Below are 26,402 nucleotides of genomic sequence, written 5' to 3' on the forward strand. Positions count from 1 at the left end.
TTGTATGATGGTTGTTAGGAACATTGCTTAAGTATTATTAAAATGCTAGTTCGGATTATTAAAAGTCAATAAGGGGTAAATACAGGATGCGTTTATTATTAGTTGAAGATCATGTACCTTTAGCCGACGAATTATTAGCTATGTTTCACAGTCAAGGATATGCCGTAGATTGGTTGGCAGATGGACGTGATGCTATTGTACAAGGTGCTTGTGAACCTTATGATGCGGTCATACTTGATTTAGGATTACCAGGTGTTTCTGGCTTAGAAGTATTACAGTCATGGCGAAAATTAAAATTAACAGTGCCCGTGCTTATTTTAACAGCTCGCTCTTCATGGTCTGAAAGAATTGAAGGATTAAAGGCTGGTGCTGATGACTATTTAGTTAAGCCTTTCCATCCTGAGGAATTATTATTACGTATTCAAGGTTTATTACGTCGTGCTAAAGGCGTAACTAATGATACTAAATTAGTGGTGCAAGGGTTAGAGCTTGATGAATCGTTGCAAGTAGTGATTAATGGTGATGAGCAAATAGAACTTACCGCTTCAGAGTTCAAGCTACTACGTTATTTTATGTTGCATCCAAGTAAGATACTGTCTAAAACTCATCTAAATGAACATATTTATGATGGTGAGACAGAACGTGACTCTAATGTTATCGAAGTACATATCAATCATTTACGTCGTAAATTAGGTAAAGATATTATTGAGACTAAGCGTGGTCAAGGCTACCGCTATAACGGAGTAGATCATTGAAATCCATCCAGCGGCGGCTAAATTTAGGATTAGCTGGTGCTATTTTAATGGTAGGACTAATCTTAACGCAATTAGGTATTTTGTTATTTGATACAGGGTTACGTAACTATTTTGAACATGACTTACAGGAAGAAACAGAATATTTAGTAACTGCAGTAGTGCGTAATAATCAAGCTATTTATGTGAATGATGATCGTATTAATCCTATCTATACGCGACCTTATTCAGGGCGTTATTATGTGATTGAATCAGGTGGTAATATTTGGCGCTCTCGTTCTCTGTGGGATTTTGAGTTTTTAACAGCTAATCAGGAAGGGTTACTACCAAAACTAGTAGCAGGGCCTAATAATCAACGATTACTTACCTTTCGTGCTGACTTTCAAAAATATGGTTATGATGTAAAAGTTACAATTGCAAGAGACTATGAGCCGATTTTAACTTCCTTTCAAAGTATTCAATATTGGGGCGTTGTAGGCATTGTATTAGCTTTATTAATGATTGTGGTTTTACAACGGATTGTTATTTTTAAAGCACTACGCCCCTTAGGCCAAATACGCGAAGAAATCGAACAGTTACAACGTGGTTTAAGAACAAGCTTAGATAAAGAAGTACCTGTTGAGTTGAAACCACTAGTTGAGCAGGTTAACCAACTACTCATTTATACAGGCAATCAATTAAAACGCTCACGGAACTCGCTTGGCAATTTAGGGCATGCATTAAAAACACCTTTGGCTGTACTAATGAGTGTAATGGCGCGTCCTGAGTTTGATAAGATTCCAAAAGTTAAGTTGCTCATGAAGGAGCAATTAGAAGCAATAGAGCAATTATTGGTGAGAGAGCTTAATAAAGCGAAAATAGTTGGGGATGTACTGCCGGCTTCTTATTTTGTGTGTGATAAAGAGCTGCCAACGCTAATTGAAGTATTGCATATGGTACACAATGAGCGAGTGGCATTGGAATGGCATGTGCCAGAAGCTCTTAGATTGCCTTGGAATAAAGATGATATTTTAGAACTATTAGGCAACTTATTAGATAACGCCTGTAAATGGGCACAAGGCAAAGTAAGGCTTATTATTACGGAAGAGGCAGATCATTATCAGTTAGTTATTGATGATGATGGACCAGGCATTAGTGAAAACCAATATGAAGAAGTATTGAGTAGAGGTGTTCGTTTAGATGAGCAAACAGCTGGCCATGGTTTAGGTTTAGGTATTGTGAAAGACATGATCGAAAGTTGGCAGGGAGAGCTAAGTTTGGATCGTAGTGAATTAGGCGGATTACAAGTCACCGTTGTGTTACCCAAACGTTAATGTTAATTACAAAAATTAACAATATGGCTTAGCCTTTTACTAAAAGACTAATGATAAAAATAACAAACTGGTGTTTAATACTACCATGCTTGATCGTGGAGAGAACTTATGTATTTGAAAAAAATAGCAGTATTGTTAATGATGATGCTATTTATAGCAGCTTGTTCTTCTAATAATGGTAAAGAAACTTATGCCAATAGTGAGGCCAATCGTATTCAGACTACATTAACAGGTACTGTTGAAGATATTGCCATTGTTAATATTGATGGTGCTTCCTCATGGAAAGGAACATTAACAGGTTCTATTCTAGGTGGTGTATTAGGTAGTACCATTGGTAGTGGTTGGGGCAGAGTCATTAGCTCTGCGGCTGGTTCTATTGGTGGTAGCTTTGCTGGAGCAGGTGTGGAAAGACAGCTGACTAAAGATGAAGGGCTAAAAATGGCTGTTCGTCAAGATAATGGTAATAGTTTTACTGTCATTGTTGTGCCTGAGAAGGGCGAAACATTTAAGATAGGTGATAAGGTTAGAGTTGTTTCCAGTTCTAGCGGTAAAGTAAATGTATATCATCTAGGCACTGAGTAAGCTAAAGAAATTAATTACTTTAATAATTTGTAAAGAATAAAGCTAATTTGTGCTAGGAATTATGAACTGATTAGTCTAATGTAGAAATCGTAACTAAACAGATTGTTTTTTATCTTATTGTTTTAAAAATAATTGGTTAGTGTTGGATTTATTGAAATTGATATTAATAAGGAGACTAAGGTGTTTAAGAACCTAGTTAAAATTACTTTAGTAGGGGCTGTTTGTACAATGTCATCATTTGTTTATGCTGACACTACTACAGGTTGTTCGTTGAAAGCACAAAAAATTCAAGAACAAATTAGTTATGCAAAAGCGCATGGTAATACTCATCGAGTAGCAGGATTAGAAAAAGCATTGTCAGAAGTGAAGGCACATTGTACAGATGCTGGTTTACGTAAAGATTTAGAAAAGGATATTGCAGAGAAGCAACAAAAAGTAACTGAGCGTCAAACTGAGTTGACCGAAGCGCAAGCTAAAGGTGATGCTAAAAAAATTGCTAAAAAGCAAAAGAAATTAGCCGAAGCAAAGCAAGAATTAGCAGAGGCTGAGCAAGGGTTAAAGGGTTATTTTAAGTAATATTAAGATAATTATTAAAAAGGCTAAGTTGTACACAACTTAGCCTTTTTTTGTAGAATAATGCGTAATGAATTAATATGTCGACTATTAATTATTTTTGCTACAGTATTGATAGGTTGAATAAATATGTTTACAGGTATCATCGAAGCAGTTGGCAATATACAACAGTTACAACCTTTACAAGGTGATTTAAGATTACAAGTTACCACAGGTAAACTTGATTTAACTGATGTGAAACTAGGCGATAGTATTGCTGTCAATGGTGTATGCCTAACCGTTATTGAGTTACTTAAGCAGGGGTTTTGGGCTGATGTAAGTGCTGAAACACTGCGTTGTACGACGTTTAAAGATTTAACAGTAGGTCAAAAAGTTAATTTAGAAAAAGCACTTACACCAACCACTCGTTTAGGTGGTCATTTAGTCAGTGGTCATGTGGATGGTTTGGGGCAAATTGTTGAGATTAAACAAGCAGCACGTTCTGTTTTCTTTAAGTTAAGAGCACCCCAAGAGTTAGCTAAATATATTGCTGCCAAAGGTTCGATTACAGTTGATGGCACAAGTTTAACGGTAAATGCAGTGAATGATTGTGATTTTGAACTGAATATTATTCCGCAAACCTTAGCAGAAACTATTTTTGGTACTTATAAAGTAGGGCAATTAGTAAATTTAGAAGTAGATTTATTAGCACGGTATTTAGAGCGATTGTTAGTAGCGACTAAAGCAAATGAAAGTGAAGAGAAGTCATCTAGTGTGACGGAGGCTTTATTAAGAGAACATGGCTTTATGCGCGGCTAAATAATAAATAGCTATATAAATTAATAGTGGGAACATAATGAAAATATTAATTGTAGAAGATGAGCAATTGTTAAGACACCATTTAACAGTACGTTTATCCGATTTAGGACATATTGTTAGTTCAGTGGCAAACGCTGATGAAGCACTGCGATCAGTGAAAGATAATCATTATGACATTGCGGTGATTGATATAGGTTTACCTGGTACTAATGGCTTAGAACTTATTCGACAATTACGTGATCAAGAATATACCTTTCCGATCTTAATCTTAACGGCTCGTGGTAGTTGGCAAGATAAGGTAGAAGGATTAAGTACAGGGGCTGATGATTATGTGGTTAAGCCTTTTCAGTTTGAAGAGTTAGAAGCACGTTTAAATGTATTAAATCGACGTGCATCAGGTATTGTGCAACCTATCCTAACCCTTGGTTCATTGAAGCTTGATTTAAATAGAAAACGCGCTTTTTGTAATGAAACACCTTTGCAGTTAACTGCTTATGAATATCGTCTATTAGAATATTTAATGCGTCATAGCCAGCAAGTAGTGGCTAAAGAGCGTTTGATGGAGCAGCTTTATAAAGATGAAGAAGAGCGCGATAGTAATGTGATAGAAGTATTAGTAGGTCGTTTACGTCGTAAATTAGAAAGCCAATGTGGTATTCAGCCTATTGAAACAGTACGAGGACAGGGTTATTTATTCACGGAGTCCTGCTCTTAATGTTACGCTCTTTTCGAGTACGATTATTAGTCTGTTCGGCTATTTTATTAGTGGCATTTTTAGCGGTATTAATGCCGATTATGCGTGAGTCATTTGACCAAGCGGTTCGACAATTTTCTAATATACGTTTAGAAGAGCGTGCCAACGAACTAATTACGGCTGCACAAGTAGTAGATGGTGAATTAACGTTACCCAATACGTTACAAGATTTACGTTTAACCACAGGTAAAACAGGTAACCAGTTTGGTTATTTCTATACCCAAAAGGGTGATAAGATCTGGCCAGCCGATTCAATAGAGACAAAAGATAAAGACTCTAACACCAAGTTAGCCACTGATTTATTATCCAATGAGGGCAATAAAGCAGATTTTAGGTTATCGACTGATTCTTTAGGCCGTCATTATTATGTATACGACAAAGAAATCAATTTAGGTGGCCCAGATTTTAGTGTTATCACCATGGAGCCTGTGACTGAGTATGATATTTTAAAAACCAGTTTTTTAAGGCGTTTTGAGTTATGGTTAGTCGTTGCATTAAGCTGCTTATTAGCCTTATTAGCGATAGGTTTAACGTGGAGTTTAAGACCTTTACGTCGCTTAAGGTCGCAATTAGATGATATTGAAGCGGGTAAACGTGAGCAACTAGATGAAAATGTACCCAGTGAAATTCATCGTCTAACTCGTTCTTTAAATCGGTTATTAACCACTGAACGAATGCAACGTGAGCGTTATCAAGATACGTTAGGCGACTTAGCCCATAGTTTAAAGACCCCTTTAACAGTATTACAAAATACCATTGAGGAAATCAAAGAAAAAGACAATAGTGTTATCAATCAATTGGCAGTTATGCAGGCGCAGATTGAAAGGATGGGGCAGCAAATTGGTTACCAGTTACAACGTGCAACCCAACGGAAAGGAGCATTAATTGGGCAACAAATCAGTTTGCGTCCATTGATTGATTCCCTTACGTCTACTTTAAATAAAGTTTATGCCGATAAAGAAGTAATAAGTGTTATTGATCTCTCCCATGATTTAAAATTACATGCTGAAGAAGCCGCTTTATTGGAATTATTTGGTAATTTATTAGAAAATGCTTATCGTCTTTGTTTAACCACAGTACGTATTAGTGGCAAGGTTACGGATAAAGAAGTATTAGTAACGGTAGAAGATGATGGTCCTGGTGTACCTGTTAATAAACGTAAAACTGTATTACAGCGAGGCGTTCGAGGTGATAGTTTAAACCCAGGTCAAGGTATTGGTTTAGCGGTAGTACAGGACATTTTAGAGGGTTATAGTGGTTATTTGGAAATAGGTGACTCTAGTTTAGGTGGCGCTTGTTTTTATATTCATTTCCCTATTTAATCAGTGTAATAAGTTTAAGATACAGTACCTTTAGCAAGGTATTGTTTTAAGGAATAAGTAATGACCGAAGTGTGTGACTATTTGCAGAATGTGCTTAATGAAGAAATACCTCTTACCCAAGCATTGCAAGTAAAAGTAGTAAGTTGGCAAGATAAAAAACTATCACTTACACTGCCATTAGCTCCTAATATTAATCATATGAGTAGTGCCTTTGGTGGTAGCTTATATTGTGGTGCTGTACTCGCAGGTTGGGGATGGATGCATCTCTATTTGAAAGAGTTAGGCATTACCGATGGTCATATTGTTATACAAGAAGGACAAATAGTTTATCCTCATCCTGTATTAGGTGATGCTATAGCCATTTGTTATCCACCTGATGAAAAAGAGTGGGCAAAATTTGAAAAGGTTTTCAAGCGTCATAAAAAAGGCCGTTTAGCACTGAATACAGTCATTATGTATGAAGGCAAGGAAGCAGTAACTTTTAATGGACAGTTTGTAGTCTATTGTGAACATTGATAGATTTAATATTATTAACATTATTAAGTCATTGAGGTTATGAAAAAATATTATAAAATCGCTTTGCTATTATTATTGAGCAGTTTGTTACTATCCTGTACTCGAGATGACGGAAATGCTTCTTATAGAGGTAAAACAGGACAGCTTCAGTTAGAAGGGGTGGTGTTAAATATCCCCAATAAAAGTAATTTGGAGTTAGCGTTATTTGCTTTAGATAATGACAATAAACCTAAACTATTATTAGCAACAGATCATTATACAGGTAATGGTAATGCGTTAACTTTTCAGGTCAATTTTAAGCTGGACAAAGCGTTATCATTTCATGCCTTAGAGTTGCGTGGACGTGTTACCCAAGCAGGAAAGCTCATTGGTTATTTAACACCTTGGCATAAGCAGCAATTAACCCAGCAGGATTTAAAAGGTATTATTTTGGAATTAACTCCTTGAAAATACTTGATTCATTAACCAATTATTTACAATCAATTGTTCCAGATGCTGTATTAGAAGTACAGCAGGTGGCTGGTACAACGATTCGATTATGGTTAATTTCTCCCAACAATATGCAACAAAAAATTTTTGACAGTGTTGAAATAATGCGTATTTTACAACAGCCACCCTATTGGTGTTTTTGTTGGAGTAGCGGTGCTGCACTATGTCAAAAAATACTGCAAAACCCTGAGTTAGTTGCTAATAAAAGAATATTGGATTTTGGCGCTGGTTCTGGTTGTGTGGGAATTGCTGCAAGCCTTGCTGGTGCTAAAGAAGTGACAGTGTGTGACTTAGACCCTGTTGCTTTACAAGCCTGTCGGGCGAATGCACAGTTAAATGGAGCTAAGTTAAATTATTTAGCTGATTTTACGATGACAGATGATCACTATGATCTTATTGTTGCAGCAGATATTTTATATGATCGCGATAATTTTTCATGGTTAGATGTATTTCCTAGCAAGGCAGACCATGTATTATTAGCTGACTCAAGAGTAAAAAATTTTCAACATAAGCAGTATCAGTTATTAGCTACTATGGAATCAGAAACGTTACCTGATTTATTAGAGCCCTCTGAGTTTCGTAATGTGAAGCTGTATCAAACAGTCCATTAAGCTATTTTTACTATAGTCTGGGTTAGGTAAGCTAAAGATTAGTGTTATTATAAGGTTGCTTAATATGCTAGTGGCTATATAGTGTTTTGTTTTATAGAATTATGGTGAGACTTAATTAATGTCTGAATTTTCTCAATTACCTCTAGTTATTGAACCTAAAGAGTTATTGGATCGATTATCTGCACCTGAATTAATTTTAGTCGATTTAGGTAATCAACTCCGTTATCAGCAAGGCCATATTGCCCATGCTCATTGTGTAGAACCAAAACAAACACAATCACAAACAGGATTTTTTGGTTTATTACCTGATAAATTATCTTTAGAATACTTGTTCGGACAATTAGGACACAACTCTGCCGCCACTTATGTGATCTATGATGATGAGGGTGGTGGTTGGGCTGGACGTTTTATTTGGTTATTAGATTCAATAGGGCATCATAATTATCATTATTTAAATGGTGGTTTGCATGCATGGATGGCTGAAGGTTATCCATTATCTACAGAGTTACCTGAGGTGTCCGTTACATCACCGCTATTGACTATCGATGAGCAACCAACAGCAACCCTTGACTATTTACAGAGTCGCTTAGGTGCTGATGATTTGGTTATATGGGATGCTCGTTCTGTTGCTGAATATAATGGTGAAAAACTATTAGCTGCTAAAGGTGGACATATTCCTGATGCAGTAAATTTTGAATGGACAGCAGGTATGGATAGTGAACATGGTTTAAGGATTCGTAGTGATATCGCTGATTGTTTAGAACAATTAGGTATTACTAAGGATAAGGAAGTCATTACACATTGCCAGAGTCATCATCGTTCTGGATTTACTTATTTAGTAGCAAAGGCATTAGGATATCCTAGGGTTAAGGCTTATGCAGGGTCATGGTCTGAATGGGGGAACCATCCTAATACAGTAGTGGAAAATTAAAAAAATGACATTTAAACAACGACTTTTTATTATTGCTCAGCACATAACGCCACAGCATTTATTATCAAGAATAATAGGTTTTTTAGCAGAGTCACAAGCACCTTGGTTCAAAAATAAGCTCATTAGTTGGTTTATAGATCGTTATAAAGTGAATATGAGTGAAGCGGTTTATGAAAGTTATCATGAATATAAAAATTTTAATGAGTTTTTTACTCGCCCATTAAAAGAGGGTATGCGCCCTATTGATATGGCAGCTGATGCGGTAGTATGCCCAGCAGATGGTGCAGTAAGTGAGTTAGGTACTATTCATGAAGGACGCGTTTTACAAGCTAAAGGTCATGATTATAGCTTGGCTGATTTATTAGGTGGCGACACAGAGCGTGCTAAACCTTTTTTAAATGGTGAGTTTGCCACTATCTACTTATCACCAAGAGATTATCATCGTGTGCATATGCCCGTTACAGGTACATTAACAGAAATGATTTATGTACCAGGCCAATTATTTTCAGTGAACCAAACAACTGCAGAAAATGTCTCAAGTTTATTCGCTCGTAATGAGCGCGTAGTATGTATGTTTGATACTGAATATGGTCAAATGGCTGTTGTGCTAGTGGGAGCTATGATTGTAGCCAGTATTGAAACAGTATGGGCTGGAATGGTTACGCCCCCAAAACGATTATTAAAAACGACTAAATATAATGATGAAACAAGGCAACCAATTGTTTTAGAAAAAGGTGCAGAGTTAGGGCGTTTTAAATTAGGCTCTACAGCGATCATGGTATTCGAGCCTAATCGCATTGTTTGGAATGAAGAACTTAAATCATTAGTACCGACTAAAATGGGTCAACGTATTGCAAAATTAGTGTAAAAAATAGCTAAATAATGTTGGTTAAGATGCGATAAATCAATACTGTTTTGATTTGTTAGTAAATGCGTAGTAACCAGCAATGGTATTTTATGTGCTAATTGGGATATAGTTATTGAAAACTGAATGCTTATGCTATAATTCCATGGCTGTAAGTGTTGAATGTATATAGACTTGCTTTATTTCTTTGAAATAATTCTATGTAGTAAATGTTATACAGTTGAGCTTTACAATTTCTATGGATAAAGATAAGTTATTGTTAGTACGGATTAAAAAGCCAGTTAATGAGTAATTATGGAAACAAAAAACCTTCGTTTATTAATTTTAGATGATTCTCCTAATGAAGCAGAAAATTACGCAGTTATTTTCCGTAATGCAGGTTATGCGACGCGTTTGCATAGAATTACCTCAGCTGAAGATGCTGAAACCGTCTTAGCTCAAAATTGGGATTTAATTATTGCAGCACCTAGTAGTGAAAATTACGATCCTGTTGACTTACTCGCATTTATTAAAGCTAAAAAGATTGATATTCCTTATATACAATTACTTAATCCTGAGTCGTTAGAAGATGATCAATTTACAATAAGTTATTTAAAGAAAGGTGCACAAGACGTTTTATCGGTAGACGTTGAGGCTGAGCACTTATTATTAATAGCACAACGTGAATTGAATAATTTAATGAAGCGTCGCTCATTAGTACGTTCAGAGAAAAATTTAGCAGAGTCTGAGCGACGTTGTAATCTTCTACTAGACTCATCCATGGATGCTATTGCTTATATCCATGATGGTATGCATATTTATCTTAACCAAGCTTATATTGATATGTTTGGTTATGAAGATAAGGCAGATATGGACGGTCTACCGATTATTGACCTCGTATCAGCTGATAATCCTAGTGATTTAAAAGACTTATTTAAACATCGTGTTGAATCTTCTTTAGCTTGCCGTGGTGTAAGAGCTGATGGCTCTAAATTTCCTATTTTAATTACTACATACCCTGCATCATATGATGGTGAAGAGTGTATGCAAGTTATTATTCGTGAGGAAACATCAACGGTTAATAGTGAAGCATTAGAAGAAAAAATTCGTGAGATGAGTAGCCTTGATGCGTTAACGGGTCTTTATAGCCGTGCTCATTTATCGACATTGCTTGATAATACAATGGAGCAAGTAAAGTCTACTAATTTAAATGCAACATTGCTATACATCTATATTGATAATTTTGATAGTTTGAATACTCAGATAGGTATTGCAGGTTCTGATAGCTTATTAGCTAGTGTTGCTCAGTTATTAAAAGGCCACTTCTGTCATGAGGAAAGTTTAGCAAGACTATCCGATGATGCATTTGTTGTGTTAGTGCCTAATGCAACCTCTAGTGATTTAATAGATTCCGTGAAACTGTTACAAGAAAAAATAACTAAAGTTATTTTTGATGTAAATGATTTTTCTATTCAAATTACTGTTTCTGTAGGTATTGCAGATTTTGATAAGAGCGTTGCAAGCCCTCAAGAAATTATTGATAGGGCTCATCGTTGTATTGAATCTTCCACAGCAAGTAATATCATAAAAGTATATGACCCAGCTGAAGAACTGGCTAAAGCAGCAAGTCAGGGTGATTTACTGGCTACTTTGCAACAAACATTGCAGCAAGAGTCTTTAAAGTTACTGTATCAACCTATCGTAAGTTTACGTGGTAAATCTTTTGAGTTTTATGAAGTTCGTTTAAGAATGCTCGATGCTCAAGGTAAAGAATTACCTTTAACTGATCTATTAAATGTAGCTTCGTCTTCTGGAATGGCTGAGCAAATTGACCGTTGGGTCATTGTTAATTCATTAAAAGAAGTAGCTAAAATGCATGCGGCTGGACATAATCCACGAGTATTCGCACAAATTGGTAGCGATACCCTAAAAAATGAAAACTTATTAGATTGGATTAAGAAACTGTTTGCTGCTACTAAATTACCACCAGAATGTTTATTGGTAGAGTTTACTGAAAGTGATGCGGCAACTTACTTAAAACAGGCACAAAATTTAATTAATGGTTTAAATGAAATTAATTGTCAAACAGTTATTAGTGATTTTGGTAAAGATGAAAATTCACTACTAACGTTAAATCATTTGCCTGCAAACTATGTAAAACTCGCACCTTCTTTAGTGCAAGCATTGCGTAAGCCAGAGGGTGTGGACGCTTTAACAGAAATGTTAAACCAGTTAAGAGAATCTAAACGCAAGAGTATTGTGCCTTTTGTTGAAACAGCAAGTATCTTGTCTATTTTATGGCAAGCCGGTGCTGATTATATTCAAGGTTACTATTTACAACGTCCAATGCCTAATATGAGTTATGATTTCTCATCAGGTCAGTAAGTGTTGTGATTAATGTTTTTGAGAAGCCTGGTACAGTTATGTGTCAGGCTTTTTTGTTAGTGGAATATTGGTGTTTTAGGTAATATTTTTTATTTGTTATTGATAATCCATCCAGTTAGTTGTATTATACAACTAACTGGATGGTGGTTAGTTTTAGATAAGCTAATTAATTCAGTAGATTATATTTCTCACCGATTGAAGTTGAGTTAAAGATCATGAAAATTGCAAGTTTTGATGTCGATCCACAACAAAGTTTTACACCCCTTTGTCCTGATGAATTACCTGTGCAAGGTGGTGATCAAATTGCAGGTGCTTTAAATGAAATGGCCAAGCGTGCAGATATAAGGGTGGGCAGTAAAGATGCTCATACTCCACAAGCGGTATGGGTAGTGACTGAAGCTGAGAAGATGTTACAACCACTAAACTATCCTAATGCAGATTTGACGTGGGTAGCACACTGTGTACCAGGAACGAAAGGATTTGAATTATTAACTGACTTACCAAGCCCTGATGAGTATGATTTTTTTGTATGGAAAGGGGTAGAGCCAGATATGCATCCCTATGGTGCTTGTTACCATGATTTAAAAGAAAAATTATCAACAGGAGTTATCGAATATTTAAGACTAAAGAATGTCCAACTGGTTATTGTCGGTGGGCTGGCTTTAGATTACTGTGTAAAAAATACGGCAATACAATTACATAAAGCAGGGTTTCAAGTGATTATGGTATTAGAGGCAACAAGGGCTATTGCTGAAGATACTAAACAACAAGCCATCGCTGAAATGCAGCAATGTGGGATAGTCATCTGTGAAGACTGTGCGGCATTAGATCAACAACTTATTAAAAGTAGAGGATGAAAAAATGGATAATTCCATATTTTCCCAAAAAATTATTCAAAGTTTATTAGATACTGATTTTTATAAGCTCAGTATGATGCAAGCAATCTTGCATAATTATCCTAATGCGGAAGTAGAGTGGGAGTTTCGTTGCCGCGATAAAGAAGACCTTACCCCTTATATTCCTGAGATTAAAGAGAACATCGAGCGTTTAGCTGATTTACAGCTTACGCAAGATGAACAAAACTATTTATCACACATTAGTTTCTTAGCACCAGACTTTATAAGATTTTTACGTTTATTTCGTTTTAATCCACGCTATGTGACTGTATCGGGTGAAGGCGGGCAATTAAGTATTACCCTAAAAGGCCCATGGTTACATATTGTACTTTTTGAAATACCTTTATTAGCTATTATTAGTGAAGTACGTAATAAGAGGCGTTATCCTCAAGTTGAATTAAAAACAGCTACTGATCGTTTGTATCAGAAGTTAGAAAATTTAACACGGATGGCAACGGATGATGAGTTAAAAGATTTTAAATTAGCTGATTATGGAACACGTCGTCGTTTTTCTTTTAATACTCAGCAAGCCGTGGTTGGCATTTTGAAAACAGACTTTCCTGGCCATTTTGTAGGTACAAGCAATGTGCATTTAGCTCAAGAGTTTAATATTAAACCGATGGGTACTATGGCACATGAATGGATTATGGCACACCAACAATTAGGTTTTAGGTTAATCGATAGCCAAAGTGCAGCATTAGATTGCTGGGTACGGGAATATCGTGGTTTATTGGGGATTGCGTTAACTGATTGCATCACAATGGATGCTTTTTTAACTGATTTTGATTTGTTTTTTGCTAAATTGTTTGATGGTTTGCGTCATGATTCAGGTGATCCAATTGTTTGGGCAGAAAAAGCGATTGTTCACTATAAAAAGTTAGGTATTGATCCTCGCACCAAAACCTTAGTATTTTCTGATGGTTTGGATCTACCCAAAGCGTTATCAATTTATCGCCAATTGCGTGATAGAATTAATGTTAGCTTTGGTATAGGGACTAACTTAACCTGTGATATTCCTACTGTTTCTCCAACCAACATGGTTATTAAAATGGTTAGTTGTAATGGTCAGCCAGTGGCGAAAATTTCTGACTCACCAGGAAAAACACAATGTCGTGATGAGAGTTTTGTTAATTATTTAAAACATGTCTTTAAGGTAAGCGAGTAACAATAGTTGTAGAGGAAGAAAAATGATAGATCAATTAGCTGTTCAACGCGAGATTGCTAAAGCATTAAATGTATGCCCACCTTTTGCAAATGAACAAGCATTAGTAGCAGAGTTAGAACGACGTATTGTCTTCTTAAAACGCTTACTAGTAGAGTCTGGGCTAAAAGCTTACGTGTTAGGAATCAGTGGTGGGGTGGATTCATTAACCGCAGGTATGATGACCCAACGGGCTGTTAGAGAATTAAGAGAAGAAACAGGGGATAATAGTTATCGTTTTATTGCGATGCGTCTACCTTACAAAGCACAGGCAGATGAAGCCGAGGCGACACAGTCTGTACAAGTAATAGCGCCCGATCACTGTGAAGTCGTTAATATTGCTGAAAGTGTAGAAGGGATGGTAGGTGCTATAGACTGTTTACAGAAAGTAAAAGAAGGTTCCAGAGACTTTATTATTGGTAATATTAAAGCCAGAGCAAGAATGATTGCTCAATATGCAGTAGCCAATGTTTACAGTGGGTTAGTAATAGGTACTGATCATGCAGCTGAAGCGGTTATGGGGTTTTATACTAAATTTGGAGACGGTGCTTTTGATGTAGGGCCTTTGATTGGTTTAGCAAAAGGACAAGTTAGAGCCTTTGCTAAGTATATGGGAGCACCAGACAATTTAGTGAATAAAGTACCTACTGCTGATTTAGAAGATTTAAAACCAGGTTTGCCAGATGAACAAGCACATGGTGTTCCTTATACAGAAATAGATGCTTTTTTACAGGGTAAAGCTGTATCGGCAGAAGTTTTTAAAAAGATTACAGAGACTTATAATAAAAGCATGCATAAAAGGCAGTTACCTATAGCACCTTAGTTTGTTATAAAGAGTAACATATTAGCTACTAAAAAGAACTTTATAAGCTTGTTTTAAATGTTTAGGATAGGGCTTATTTATTTGTTATTTAGGGGATTTATGAGGCATCTTGGTAAAGCGACATTACTATGTTTAGGCTTAGTCAATGTTTTGCCTTCATTGGCTTATGATAATCTACCTTCATTGGGCGATTCATCTTCTGCTATTGTGTCTCCTTTACAAGAGTATCAATTAGGGCGTGCATGGTTAAGCCTATTGCGTTCACAAGTGCCACGCATTAATGATCCTTTGGCTAAAGACTATATTGAAACAAAGGTTAAACGATTAGCGCAAAGTAGTCGTTTGCAAGACCATCGCTTAGAATTTATTTTTATTAAAGATCCTGAGTTAAACGCCTTTGCAGCACCAGGTGGTATTATTGGTGTCAATGGTGGTCTATTTTTAGCGGCTCCTAACGAGTCAGAGTTTATGGGCGTATTAGCTCATGAATTGGCGCATTTATCGCAACGTCATTTTGCCCGTGGTGTAGCCGAACAACAACAACTACAAATACCAATGATGACAGCTTTACTTGTTGGTATTGTAGCAGCAGCAGCAGGAAGCCCCGATGCCGGTATGGCGACTATTATTGGTTCACAGGCAGCAGCTTATCAAAATATGATGAGTTTCTCCCGCTCCAACGAACAAGAGGCGGATCGAATTGGCATTGAAACCCTTGCTAAGGCAGGTTATGACCCTAAAGGAATGCCAGATTTGTTTGAGATATTGATGAAAAAATATCGCTTTCAACAAATTCCCCCTGAATTTTTGATTACTCACCCCTTAACAGAGTCTCGTGTGGCAGACACACGTAATAGGGCTGAACGTTATCCGCAGGGCGGCATTAGTAATACGTTAGAGTATGATCTAGTACGTGTTCGTGTTCAGGTGGTTTTTGAAGATACACCAGGCTCTAGTGTAAAGCGCTTTCGTAGTCTTTTAGAAAATAACCCCAATGATAATGCATTGCAATATGGCTTAGCATTAGCCTTAATAAAAAATAATAACCTTGCAGAGAGTGAGCAAATATTAAATAAATTATTAACAAAAGATGCTAATAACTTATTTTATAATTTAACCTATGTTGATTTAGATTTTTATCAAAATAGGTTAGCCAATGCGGGTTTACGTATTCAAAAATTATTAGTGGCTAATCCGAATAATTATCCTATTACGAAGGCTTATGTGGATTTATTAGTAAGACAAAGAAATTTTCAAGAAGCGGCTAAAGTAATTGATAAACTTGTGCGTAGTCGTCCTAATGATCCAGATGTTTGGTATCAGGTATCTGAAGTAAAGGGTAGAGCAGGTGATATTGTTGGTGTACATCAAGCACAGGCAGAATATCTTGCATTAATAGGTAATTATGATGCAGCTTTAGAACAATTAAAATACGCACGCCAGAAAGCAGGTAATAGTTTCCAACAAGTAGCGATTATTAATCAACGCGAGAAAGAAATTCGTAGCCAACAGGATACGGTTAAACAATTTTTACAGTAATTAGGTAGTCAACAGGTGAGTGAACAAATTAGTTTTAAAGAAGAATTAGATACATCTGGTTTAAATTGTCCTTTACCTTTATTAAAAGCTAAGCAAGCATTAGCTAACCTTAGCTCAGGGGATGTATTAAAAGTCATTGCTACAGATGCTGGCAGTCAGCGAGATTTCCGTAGTTTCGCGAAGCTTTCTGGTAATGAGTTATTACATGAGGAAGTAACAGAGCAAAACTACTATTATTGGTTGAAGAAACGTTGATGGGTGAATAACAAAGGGGCTTATAAAGCCCCTTTTTATTATTTAACGAGTTTAGCTAATTCTTCTACAATATTAGCTAATGGAAGGTTTTTTGAGTCAGATTCACGACGGTTTTTATATTCTAATTGGCCTTCTTTTAAGCCTCGATCACTGACTACTACTCTGTGAGGAATACCAATTAAATCCATGTCTGAGAATTTAACACCTGGGCTGGTTTTCTTATCACGATCATCTAATAATACTTCATAACCAGCTTTAGTTAAGTCAGCATAAAGTTTATCAGCTACTTCTTTAATGGCTGGGTCTTCATATTTAAGCGCCACAATAGCAATTTGGAAGGGTGCCATTGTTTCAGGCCATAAAATACCACGCTCATCATAGTTCTGCTCAATAGCTGCCGCTACTACACGAGATACACCGATACCATAACAACCCATAATTAATTCTACAGGTTTGCCATTTTCAGCTAATACTGTGCAGTTCATTGATTCACTGTATTTGGTACCTAGTTGGAATATATGACCAACTTCAATACCGCGACGAATTACTAAAGTACCTTTGCCATCAGGGCTAGGATCACCTGCTACCACATTACGTAAATCAGCTACTTCAGGTAGTGCTACATCACGCTCCCAGTTAATGCCAAAATAATGTTTATCTTCAATATTAGCACCAGCACCAAAGTCACTCATCATAGCTACTGAGCGATCAATAATACAAGGCATAGATAAGTTAACAGGGCCTAATGAACCAGGACCTGCGCCAATCGCTTGGCGAATTTCTTCATCAGTTGCAAAAACCAATGGGCTAGCCACCAATGGATGGTTAGCTGCTTTAATTTCATTTAGTTGATGGTCGCCACGAACAATTAATGCTACTAAGGTACCTTCTTCAGCACCATGAGCGATTAAGGTCTTAACTGTTTTTTCAATAGGTAAGTTAAATTGCTCAACTAAGGCTTCAATGGTTTTACAGTTAGGTGTATCAACTAGACGCATTGCTTCAGTGGCTGCTTGGCGTTCAGTTTGGTGAGGAACAGCCATTGCTTTCTCAATATTAGCAGCATAATCTGAACTATCGCTAAATACAATATCGTCTTCGCCAGAGTCTGCAAGTACGTGGAACTCGTGGGAGCCTGAGCCACCAATAGAACCATTGTCAGCTTCTACAGGACGAAAATCTAAACCTAAACGACTAAAAATATTCGAGTAGGCACGATACATATCATCATAAGTAACTTGTAATGATGCTTGGTCAGTGTGGAAAGAGTAGGCATCTTTCATTAAAAACTCACGGCCACGCATTAAACCAAAGCGAGGACGAATTTCATCGCGAAATTTAGTTTGGATTTGATAAAGGGTAAGCGGTAGTTGTTTATAACTACTGATTTCATTACGTACTAAATCCGTTACAACTTCTTCATGGGTAGGGCCAAAGCAGAAATCACGCTGATGGCGATCTTTAAGGCGTAGTAGTTCAGGGCCATATTGTTCCCAACGTGTAGATTCAATCCATAATTCAGCAGGTTGTACGGCTGGCATTAGCACTTCTTGAGCGCCGATGGCATTCATTTCTTCACGCACCACTTTTTCTACTTTACGTAATACACGTAAACCAAGTGGTAACCAAGTGTATAGTCCAGCAGCTAGTTTACGAACCATACCCGCTCGTAACATAAGTTGATGGCTAATAACTACTGCATCAGCAGGAGTTTCTTTTACAGTAGGCAGTAAATATTGGCTAGTACGCATGCTTTATCCACATAAAAGAGGTTATAAATAATCCATTTTAAAGGGGGATTGACTAAGCATTCAATAGCAAACTGCAAAGAAACAGCATTTATTTTTGATTTGAGTACTTTTCTCTAAGCAATTAACCAATTAAAATGCTTTCTTTATTAGGGGCTATCTTGATCAAGCAGTTAAATATGGGGAAGTGGTTAGCAATGCGTCGTGTATTTAGCACATTGTTAGTGATAGTGGTTAGTTATTGTTGTATGGCAAGTTATAGCTATGCTAACTCTAGTCTTGTGACAACAACCAAGGTTAGATTAAATATTGATAAGGTTTTGGTTGAAAAGTCAAAGCGTACATTATCTTTGATGAGTGGCAATAATGTTGTTAAAAGTTACCGTATTTCATTGGGCAAACGACCTGTAGGCCATAAACAAATGGAAGGTGATAAGCGTACACCTGAAGGTTTATATTGGATAGATTGGCGTAAAGAGAGTGATAAATATAACCTTTCTATGCATATTTCTTATCCGAACCCACGTGATATATCTGCTGCGCAAAAGCAAGGCGTAAGACCTGGTGGCATGATAATGATTCATGGTACACCGATTGATCCTGAATACCCTGAATGGTATTTCCGCGGTTTGAATTGGACAGATGGCTGTATTGCCATGATGAATTGGGATATGAAAGAAGTCTGGGGTTTGGTCAAAGATGGTACTCTAATCGAGATTAAGCCTTAAAGTTCTTAATAATTCATACAATAAGGCTATATTTTAATTATTTATGAGGGTTTAATTTTATTTGTTAGTTCTAAGAAATTTTTTATTCCTTTATGTTTTAAATATGCCAAAAATGATAGACTAATATTTTGGGATATTGTCATATTGTTACTGTTTTCTAAAATAGGTGGATCTGATTCTATTGTGATTTCAACAGTATTATTTGTTGTATCATATATAGTGATTGATGTCTTAGCCATATTTTCCTTCCTTATAAAGTATATTAATTTGAAAGGAGTATGATATTTTAGAGACTTATTAAGATATTGAGGTTAGAGCAAAAGAAATTAATTATCTGAGTCAAACTCATCTAATTTTTCATCCTCCATAGATATAAGTTCAAAGTAATGAATTTCATATATTTGAAATGGAAGAATAAGTATGCGAAGTAGGCTTAAATTAAAAAAACCAATACAAGTAATGAGAGAAATATTCAAAATAGTTGGATTTGTGGTAGTTTCTTGAAATATAAACCATATTAAACATAAAATAATGCAAACGATATGGATAAATAAAGTTAATGTTTGGGAAAAAAATAAATAACTAACTTTATTTATATAAAGGGAAATTTGATCTACTGTTAAAGTTTTTGCTCCAGAAGTTCTTCCTGTAAAAAGCATCAATGTCACCATAAAGCCAGAAAGTACTGTTAAGATAGTGATAATTATTGAAATAATATTATTAATATCTTCATATTGAGTTGACTTTAGATTATAAGTAATAATCCAACCAATTACACATCCAATGATTATTGGTAATATTAATGCAATAGATTGTTTTAGCCAAAAATGAGAAGTTTTTTTGGCTATGTTAAACATGGTTTTGCCTGATGTTACAGCACTTTGTATTTCATCAGGTATAATATAATCTTTTATAGCCATTGTTAGGTAAGCTTTTTCTTAACATTTTTTAAGAAACCCTCTGTAGTGATAAGAGATTTATTTCTTGGGTCTCTTAGTTCTTTTAAATAGCGTTTTAATTCTGTTTCTATTTCTGAGGTTGCAACTTTCCCCTCAGGAGTAAGTTGAATCTGCACATGTCTTTTTTCTTTATATTTATGTAAACCAGTAATTGTTGAGTTATCTTTGAATTTAATCATAATAGAGTCTAAAAATTCTGATTCTGCCTCATCAAATAAACTAATAGTAGCTTCTTCATCTAAAACTTTTGTTTCTTCCGCTTCCCAAGTACAGATAAACTTATTTGTTCCCTTTACATTATTTCGTATTTCACTAAGTTGTGATGCATAGTTACTGTAATCTTTTTCAATATCATGGACTAAACTAGCAGTGATTTTCTTTACACCTCCTTTCTGTTGTATTAAGTCTCTTAATTCTGTAGATGCAATATCATATAACTCTACAGAAGAGTAGGGACCATCAGAATATTTTTTTAACAAGAAAGTTAGTAATTTGCATAATAATGTAATTCCTCCTGCTCCTTGTACAGATTCAATTAGAATGATTTGACCAAATGCTAAGCATCGATAAGAAAAAGCAAGCTCAGTTTTTTTCCCTTCAGGAGTTTGAAGATTTATTGGCTGTAATGTTAGTTTTGTGCTTTCCATATCTGGAGCAACTGCTTCAGGTGCTAAGCCTTTAGTGTAGCTACATATAGTAAATAAAGTACCTTTTTCTAATGTCTTAGAATCGAATAAAATAGCACATGTAACTCCATCCTTAATATTGTTAGGATCAGGATAGTGACGTTCACCAATAGTAATGGCACCATCCATAATTTTTTTTATCTCATCTTCAATTTTTGGAGGAGACCATGTATCTTTTGTTTTATTATGCTTTAATTTATATCCAACAGCTTTGACCATAAGAGTTTTATTTATCTTTTTCACTATAATTTCCTTCTACTTAGATGCCCTTCTGAGTCATTAAACTATCATGAAACATGTAATTATTAATATTGTATAATACTAAAGTATTATTTTATGTTGTCCAGTTTTTAAATAAATTGATATAATCTACTAATTCTCTTAAGCGGCCATGCTGTTTGCCTGTAAATTGGAACAGTAGATAGGTTAAATGTTGAAACTCAGCTTCTTTAAAGCTGTCATCATAAACCTGCTGAATAAAGTCATTATTACTAATATCTCGATAGTTTTGATTAATATAAGTTAATGCTTGTTCAGTTAAAGGATGATTCATTCTGATAGCAAAGGTTTCCCTAAACCAACGGCTAGAGTTATAGTTTGTATAGAACTGAATAATTTCTTGAGTTGCTTCTTCTGGTGTATGCAACAGCTTCATTAAGCCCATATCACTAGGCAAAATATATTGTTGATCTCTTAAGTGCTTCTCAAAATATTCAATAGCATCTTTCCAGTAAGTACTATCAGGCGTTTCTAAAAGAATCACAGGGATTAGTGGTGTTTTACCTGTTTGAATCAGGGTTAATACTTCCATAGCCTCATCCCAAGTACCAAAACCACCAGGGCAAAGCACTACAGCTTCTGTCTCTTTAACAAAGAATAATTTACGGATAAAGAAAAACTGGAAAGTAAGTAGTGCATCACTACCTTCCATTGTTTCATTGGCGTATTGTTCAAAAGGTAGCTTAATATTGAAGCCTAGGGCGTTATCTTGCCCAGCTCCTTCGTGAGCTGCTGCCATAATACCACCACCAGCACCTGTAATAACGATAAAACCGTTGTCAGCAAGCTGTTGGCCTAAAGCTACTGCCTGTTGGTAAAGAGGATGATCTACAGGCGTACGAGCAGAGCCAAATACGGTTACTTTCCGATGGTGCTTAAAACGCTCTAGTAACGTAAAGCCTTTATCCATTTCAGTTAGCGCATTTTTAGCTATTTTAGTATCCCAATGGCCTCGTTCGGCCTGAACTAAACGGGTAGCTGCTAAAAATAATTCTTTATAAAGTTTGTGTTCTTTTGCGCCAGCAGGGAGTGCTAGCTTAATAAGCTCATCAATTTTGTTATTTAACTCAGTAGAGCTTGGCGAGTAATGACGGTTTAAATCATTATCTTGTTCATTTTTCATATAATAATCCCAGTACTGCAAAGTAATCTATTATTATGGATAACCAATAATAAAAAGAGGTTATGCTAGTTACTTATAAAGGTGGTGTCAATTTTGGTGTGCAACAGAAAGTTAATAGAAGGCGTATTGCTACGCCTTAATCTGTAAAGATTTATTTAAGATCAGGATGTTGTTCAATTAGTTGATCGCGTTTTTCAGTTAATTCATTTATTTGTTCAGTCAACTCTTCCACTTTTGTTTCAATATAATCATGGTGTTCTTGTAGTAGTTCTTTAGCTTCTGCTCTATCAGATGCAGCAGGAGTCGCACCGCGTAGTGGCCGATTAGCTGTTTCTTTAGTAAATAAAATAGCAAGCAAACCTATCACAGCCACTACCATTAAATAATAGGCAGGCATCATTAAGTTATTTGTTGTTTCAGTTAACCAAGCGGCAATAAGAGGGGTAGTACCACAAAATAATGATACTGAGATATTAAATGAAATAGCTAATGCACTGTAACGAATACTGGTAGGGAATAAAGCAGGCAAGGTTGATGCCATTACCCCTGTAAACATATTAAGCAACACGCCTAAAATCATTAATCCAATAAAGATATAAGCTACTTTGCCTGTGGTAATAAGATAGAAGCAAGGAATGGATAAACAAAATAGACCTACACAACCAACGATAACAATAGGTTTTCTACCAATTTTATCACTTAAAAAACCAATAGTGGGCTGTACAAACAGCATGCCAATCATAATTACAATAATCAGAATAACACCATGACTTTCAGCATAGTGGAGATTATGGTTAAGGTAGCTTGGCATATAGGTTAACAACATATAATAAGTAACATTCATTACAATCACTAAACCAATACAAATAAGTAGTGGTCGCCAGTGGCGTAATAAGATTTCTTTAAAAGAAACTTTACTAATTCCATGTTCTTCATCAGCCTGTTGTTTTTCTTGATGTTGTTCAAAGGTTGGTGTTTCATCTAAGTGACTTCTTAAGTAGAGGCCGATAAGCCCTAAGGGGCCAGCAATAAAGAAAGGAATCCGCCAACCCCAATCCAGTAACTGTTGATCGGTTAGCAAATAGGTAATTAAAGTAACAAACCCTGCACCTAGTAAGAAACCAGCAATAGAGCCAAAGTCTAACCAACTTCCCATAAAACCACGTTTGCGATCAGGGGAGTATTCAGCAATAAAAATGGTAGCACCTGAATATTCACCGCCTGTTGAGAAACCTTGTAGTAAACGACAAGCAAGTAGCAAAATAGGTGCCCAAAGGCCAATAGTTTCATAGCTAGGAATCAGTCCAATACAAAAGGTACTGATAGCCATAATTAAAATAGTGGTGGCTAGTATTTTTTGACGTCCTAATTTATCGCCTAAGAGGCCAAAAAACACTCCACCTATGGGTCTAACCAAAAAGGCCACAGCAAAGGTAGCAAGGGTGGCAAGGATTTGAACTGAACCTGTGGTTTCAGGAAAAAATACTTTGCCAAGGGTTATGGCGATAAAACCATAAACACCAAAATCAAACCATTCCATTGCATTGCCTAATGCAGAAGCAGTTACTGCCTTTTTAAGTTTATCGTTGTCGATAATAGTAATATCTTCAAGACTAAGCTCGGTAGATTGATTAGATGTTGTTTGTGATGACATAGTTGTTCCTCTAAATATAAGCTATATAACAAAGCAACTGATTTAATAATTAATATTTAAATTAAATGGGTGCGCAACAACGTGAACAAAGTGAATAAAGCGGCTATTTTGAAGTTCACAAAATACAAGCAAATAGGCTTGAGGTTGTATCTAAGAATAAATACTAAGGATTGCTTTATCTATTAGTTAACCAATCAATACAAAATATCAGAAAACACTTTAAGCAGATTAGGTATAACAATTTCTGAGCTTATTATAGCAATAATAATGGCTATGATATTGATTATGCTACTAAAGGCTAATCAGCTAATTTACCGTTACTGATTAAAACAAAAGTGCATGATAGTAGTATAAAATAGAGGGCCAATGCTAATGAGGAGGGCAAAGCATGCCATTTTTCTTGAGATCTATTTGTAAAGTTTGTTATGCAATCATTATTGTTATATTGGTTAATACATATGTTGCGGCAGAAGAAGATTCACCATTATCTGCTGGTGCAGTGGCTTCTCCAAATAGCTATGGAACAATAGCAGCTCAAGAAATATTAGCTAAAGGTGGTAATGCTGTTGATGCTGCAGTAGCCACAGCATTTGTGTTAGCAGTAACTTACCCTGAGGCAGGTAATATTGGTGGTGGCGGCTTTATGACCCTGTGGATGAATGGTAAGGGGTATTTTTTAGATTACCGAGAAATAGCACCAGCTAAAGCAACCACTAATATGTATCTAGACAGTAAAGGCGAAGTAGTGGCTAATTTAAGCCTATACTCACATAAAGCAGTGGCTGTACCTGGTACTGTAGCAGGTATGTGGGCTGCCCATCAACGCTTTGGTAAGCTCTCTTGGCAAGAAGTGTTAGCACCTGCGATTAGTTATGCTAAAGAAGGCTTTATGGTTGATGAGCAACTAATGCAACGTTATCGCGAGGTATTGGATAAAGTACCAGCCAATGGGCATTTTAAAGAATACTTTGGTGCTATGAAGATTGCTCAACCCTTTAAACAACCAGAGTTAGCTGCTGTATTAGAGCGTATTTCTGAACAAGGCGTTAATGATTTTTATCAAGGTGAAACAGCCCAACTTATTGTTAAACAAATGGCTGATAATGATGGCTTGATAACCGAAAGTGATTTAAACGGCTATCAAGCAAAATGGCGTGATCCATTAGTTGCAAAATGGCATGGTATGCAAGTTATCACTGCGCCACCACCTAGTTCAGGTGGGGTTGGTTTATTACAGTTATTATTAATGAAGCAAGCGTTAGCTAATGACTTTAAAGGGGTTAGGCCAAATACGGCACGTTATGTCCACTTATTAGCTGAAATTGAAAAGCGAGTATTTGCTGATAGAGCTGAGTATATGGGAGACCCAGACTTTATTAATGTGCCTGTTAAAAAACTATTAGCGGCAGATTATTTAGCTAATCGTGCTAAAGAAGTTAATCCTTATGCTATTTCAGCGACTGAAAATATCGAACCTGGTTTGACTCCAGAGAAGTTACAAACTACCCATTTTTCTATTGTGGATAAATGGGGTAATGGTGTTTCCAATACTTATACGTTAAATGGTTGGTTTGGTTCTGGCGTAGTAGTAAAAGGGGCAGGTATTTTATTAAATAATGAAATGGATGACTTTAGTAGTAAAGCAGGTGTAGCAAATCAGTTTGGTGTGGTGGGGAGTGAGGCCAATGCCATAAAACCTTATAAAAGACCTTTGTCTTCTATGACACCCACTATTTTAACTAAGGATAATAAAATAGTGATGGTGATAGGAACTCCTGGTGGTTCACGTATTATTACTTCTATTTTTCAAGTGATTGTTAATGTGTTTGATAACCATATGTCTTTAGAACAGGCAGTGTCTACTCCCCGTTATCATCACCAATTATTACCCAAGGATCGTATTTTTATTGAGCGTTTTCAACAAGGAGTTCCTCAATTACTAAAAGTAAGGTTACAACAAATGGGCTATAACTTTTATCAGCAAGATTTTAGTGGTGATATTCAGGTTATTCAAATTATTAATGATAAACCTAAAGCAGTAGCTGACCCTAGGGGGCGAGGTAGGGCATTAATAGTGGAATAATAAGGTTTATTGAGCCTTAGTTAAGTAACCGTTGTATTCTACCAATGTACCTATCAATGGCAGTGTAACTTTAGCAACGAATTGATAGGTACCATCTGTATCCACGCCTTCATTAGCGATAACTTGTGGGGAAAGAAATTTAGGGAGTTTAATGCCAAGAAAGGTACAGTATTGTAGTTTCCAACATAACCAGTTATCAACAGTTTCTAAGATAAAGTACTGTTTCACTGGACCAAACCTTTCATACATTTGTTGTGGATTATTTTTATCTAGGGCGAGAATAGAAGAAAACACTGTGTCACCAAAGCGTCTTGTCCAACATTCCTTGCCTTCATCTGTATAGTAAACATTGACAGTAATAGGTAAATTATCAGAGGGTTGTGGAAATCCCATTACTTTACGCATAAGATTTGTCATAAAATGAGTAGCACCACCTGCTTTTGCTTCACCTTGCCACAAAATACAAGGAGTATTATGAAAATCCTGAATAGCTTGGGGGATTTCATTATAACGCTCACCTAATAGATGAGCGAAGATATTGATAGGTGGTGTTTTCAT

General features: G+C 36.1%; 27 protein-coding genes. 20 read left to right on the forward strand and 7 right to left on the reverse strand.

From position 1 onward, the window contains the following. Window positions 1-86 precede the first annotated feature (86 nt). The 18 genes from ACQVD9_RS07345 (at window position 87) to ACQVD9_RS07430 (ending at window position 16,584) form a co-directional block, all read left to right on the forward strand. Complete coding sequence (locus tag ACQVD9_RS07345) at window positions 87-755, forward strand: response regulator transcription factor (protein ID WP_264745405.1); 669 nt, start codon at window positions 87-89, stop codon at window positions 753-755. After that, window positions 752-2,065 (forward strand): ATP-binding protein, encoded by a 1,314-nt coding sequence (locus tag ACQVD9_RS07350; protein ID WP_264745406.1) that lies wholly within the window; start codon window positions 752-754, stop codon window positions 2,063-2,065. Before ACQVD9_RS07345 ends, ACQVD9_RS07350 begins: the two co-directional genes overlap by 4 nt. Before the next feature lie 108 nt (window positions 2,066-2,173). After that, window positions 2,174-2,647 carry an outer membrane lipoprotein gene (locus tag ACQVD9_RS07355; RefSeq protein WP_264745407.1) on the forward strand — a complete coding sequence of 158 codons (474 nt, stop codon included), beginning with the start codon at window positions 2,174-2,176 and terminating at the stop codon, window positions 2,645-2,647. A gap of 180 nt (window positions 2,648-2,827) precedes the next feature. Further along, a complete protein-coding gene (locus ACQVD9_RS07360; RefSeq protein ID WP_264745408.1) occupies window positions 2,828-3,223 on the forward strand; it encodes a DUF1090 domain-containing protein in 396 nt (131 codons plus the stop codon). A 126-nt stretch (window positions 3,224-3,349) separates the two neighbouring features. Continuing rightward, window positions 3,350-4,018: a riboflavin synthase gene (locus ACQVD9_RS07365; RefSeq protein ID WP_264745409.1), complete on the forward strand. Its 669-nt coding sequence runs from the start codon at window positions 3,350-3,352 to the stop codon at window positions 4,016-4,018. 37 nt (window positions 4,019-4,055) lie between these two features. Beyond that, window positions 4,056-4,733: a response regulator gene (locus ACQVD9_RS07370; protein ID WP_264745410.1), complete on the forward strand. Its 678-nt coding sequence runs from the start codon at window positions 4,056-4,058 to the stop codon at window positions 4,731-4,733. Next, window positions 4,733-6,094: an ATP-binding protein gene (locus ACQVD9_RS07375; protein ID WP_264745411.1), complete on the forward strand. Its 1,362-nt coding sequence runs from the start codon at window positions 4,733-4,735 to the stop codon at window positions 6,092-6,094. The genes ACQVD9_RS07370 and ACQVD9_RS07375 overlap by 1 nt, the downstream gene beginning before the upstream one ends. A 60-nt stretch (window positions 6,095-6,154) precedes the next feature. Further along, window positions 6,155-6,610, forward strand: a complete 456-nt coding sequence (locus ACQVD9_RS07380) for a thioesterase domain-containing protein (protein ID WP_264745412.1) — start codon at window positions 6,155-6,157, stop codon at window positions 6,608-6,610. Between the two features lie 39 nt (window positions 6,611-6,649). Further along, a complete protein-coding gene (locus tag ACQVD9_RS07385; protein ID WP_264745413.1) occupies window positions 6,650-7,057 on the forward strand; it encodes a hypothetical protein in 408 nt (135 codons plus the stop codon). Then, window positions 7,054-7,710, forward strand: coding sequence for a class I SAM-dependent methyltransferase (locus ACQVD9_RS07390; protein ID WP_264745414.1), 657 nt, complete (start codon window positions 7,054-7,056; stop codon window positions 7,708-7,710). The genes ACQVD9_RS07385 and ACQVD9_RS07390 overlap by 4 nt, the downstream gene beginning before the upstream one ends. Window positions 7,711-7,828: 118 nt before the next feature. Next, window positions 7,829-8,641: a rhodanese-like domain-containing protein gene (locus ACQVD9_RS07395; protein ID WP_264745415.1), complete on the forward strand. Its 813-nt coding sequence runs from the start codon at window positions 7,829-7,831 to the stop codon at window positions 8,639-8,641. A 4-nt stretch (window positions 8,642-8,645) separates the two neighbouring features. Beyond that, window positions 8,646-9,509 (forward strand): archaetidylserine decarboxylase, encoded by an 864-nt coding sequence (asd, locus tag ACQVD9_RS07400; protein WP_264745416.1) that lies wholly within the window; start codon window positions 8,646-8,648, stop codon window positions 9,507-9,509. 291 nt (window positions 9,510-9,800) lie between these two features. After that, window positions 9,801-11,870 carry an EAL domain-containing response regulator gene (locus ACQVD9_RS07405; RefSeq protein WP_264745417.1) on the forward strand — a complete coding sequence of 690 codons (2,070 nt, stop codon included), beginning with the start codon at window positions 9,801-9,803 and terminating at the stop codon, window positions 11,868-11,870. A 215-nt stretch (window positions 11,871-12,085) separates the two neighbouring features. After that, window positions 12,086-12,727 (forward strand): nicotinamidase, encoded by a 642-nt coding sequence (locus ACQVD9_RS07410; RefSeq protein WP_264745418.1) that lies wholly within the window; start codon window positions 12,086-12,088, stop codon window positions 12,725-12,727. A 4-nt stretch (window positions 12,728-12,731) separates the two neighbouring features. Further along, a complete protein-coding gene (pncB, locus tag ACQVD9_RS07415) occupies window positions 12,732-13,931 on the forward strand; it encodes a nicotinate phosphoribosyltransferase (RefSeq protein WP_264745419.1) in 1,200 nt (399 codons plus the stop codon). Window positions 13,932-13,953: 22 nt separating this feature from the next. Continuing rightward, window positions 13,954-14,790 carry an NAD(+) synthase gene (gene nadE / locus ACQVD9_RS07420; protein WP_264745420.1) on the forward strand — a complete coding sequence of 279 codons (837 nt, stop codon included), beginning with the start codon at window positions 13,954-13,956 and terminating at the stop codon, window positions 14,788-14,790. A gap of 99 nt (window positions 14,791-14,889) precedes the next feature. Continuing rightward, window positions 14,890-16,329: a M48 family metalloprotease gene (locus ACQVD9_RS07425; protein ID WP_264745421.1), complete on the forward strand. Its 1,440-nt coding sequence runs from the start codon at window positions 14,890-14,892 to the stop codon at window positions 16,327-16,329. A 15-nt stretch (window positions 16,330-16,344) separates the two neighbouring features. Then, window positions 16,345-16,584, forward strand: a complete 240-nt coding sequence (locus ACQVD9_RS07430; protein WP_264745422.1) for a sulfurtransferase TusA family protein — start codon at window positions 16,345-16,347, stop codon at window positions 16,582-16,584. A gap of 38 nt (window positions 16,585-16,622) precedes the next feature. Here ACQVD9_RS07430 and ACQVD9_RS07435 read toward each other — a convergent pair whose 3' ends face one another. Beyond that, window positions 16,623-18,335 carry a proline--tRNA ligase gene (locus tag ACQVD9_RS07435; protein ID WP_264745423.1) on the reverse strand — a complete coding sequence of 571 codons (1,713 nt, stop codon included), beginning with the start codon at window positions 18,333-18,335 and terminating at the stop codon, window positions 16,623-16,625. 245 nt (window positions 18,336-18,580) lie between these two features. On the opposite strand from ACQVD9_RS07435, the gene ACQVD9_RS07440 reads away from it, so the two are divergent. Next, window positions 18,581-19,060 carry a L,D-transpeptidase family protein gene (locus ACQVD9_RS07440; protein WP_264747869.1) on the forward strand — a complete coding sequence of 160 codons (480 nt, stop codon included), beginning with the start codon at window positions 18,581-18,583 and terminating at the stop codon, window positions 19,058-19,060. 41 nt (window positions 19,061-19,101) lie between these two features. On the opposite strand, the gene ACQVD9_RS07445 is transcribed toward ACQVD9_RS07440, so the two are convergent. The 5 genes from ACQVD9_RS07445 to proP form a co-directional block, all read right to left on the reverse strand. Continuing rightward, window positions 19,102-19,299 (reverse strand): hypothetical protein, encoded by a 198-nt coding sequence (locus ACQVD9_RS07445; protein ID WP_264745424.1) that lies wholly within the window; start codon window positions 19,297-19,299, stop codon window positions 19,102-19,104. A gap of 87 nt (window positions 19,300-19,386) precedes the next feature. Next, a complete protein-coding gene (locus ACQVD9_RS07450; protein WP_264745425.1) occupies window positions 19,387-19,980 on the reverse strand; it encodes a hypothetical protein in 594 nt (197 codons plus the stop codon). 2 nt (window positions 19,981-19,982) lie between these two features. Beyond that, the gene (locus tag ACQVD9_RS07455) at window positions 19,983-20,948 is read right to left on the reverse strand and encodes a hypothetical protein (RefSeq protein ID WP_264745426.1); all 966 of its coding nucleotides are present in this window, start codon (window positions 20,946-20,948) and stop codon (window positions 19,983-19,985) included. A gap of 91 nt (window positions 20,949-21,039) precedes the next feature. Further along, window positions 21,040-22,107, reverse strand: coding sequence for an LOG family protein (locus ACQVD9_RS07460; RefSeq protein ID WP_264745427.1), 1,068 nt, complete (start codon window positions 22,105-22,107; stop codon window positions 21,040-21,042). A gap of 151 nt (window positions 22,108-22,258) precedes the next feature. Beyond that, the gene (proP, locus tag ACQVD9_RS07465; protein WP_264745428.1) at window positions 22,259-23,761 is read right to left on the reverse strand and encodes a glycine betaine/L-proline transporter ProP; all 1,503 of its coding nucleotides are present in this window, start codon (window positions 23,759-23,761) and stop codon (window positions 22,259-22,261) included. 388 nt (window positions 23,762-24,149) lie between these two features. Here proP and ggt point away from each other — a divergent pair, with 388 nt between their 5' ends. Continuing rightward, window positions 24,150-25,844 (forward strand): gamma-glutamyltransferase, encoded by a 1,695-nt coding sequence (gene ggt / locus ACQVD9_RS07470; protein ID WP_264745429.1) that lies wholly within the window; start codon window positions 24,150-24,152, stop codon window positions 25,842-25,844. Between the two features lie 6 nt (window positions 25,845-25,850). Here the strand turns inward: ggt and ACQVD9_RS07475 are convergent, their stop codons facing one another. Continuing rightward, complete coding sequence (locus tag ACQVD9_RS07475; RefSeq protein WP_264745430.1) at window positions 25,851-26,402, reverse strand: DUF4166 domain-containing protein; 552 nt, start codon at window positions 26,400-26,402, stop codon at window positions 25,851-25,853.

It is taken from the genome of Entomomonas sp. E7T21, from assembly GCF_058693955.1.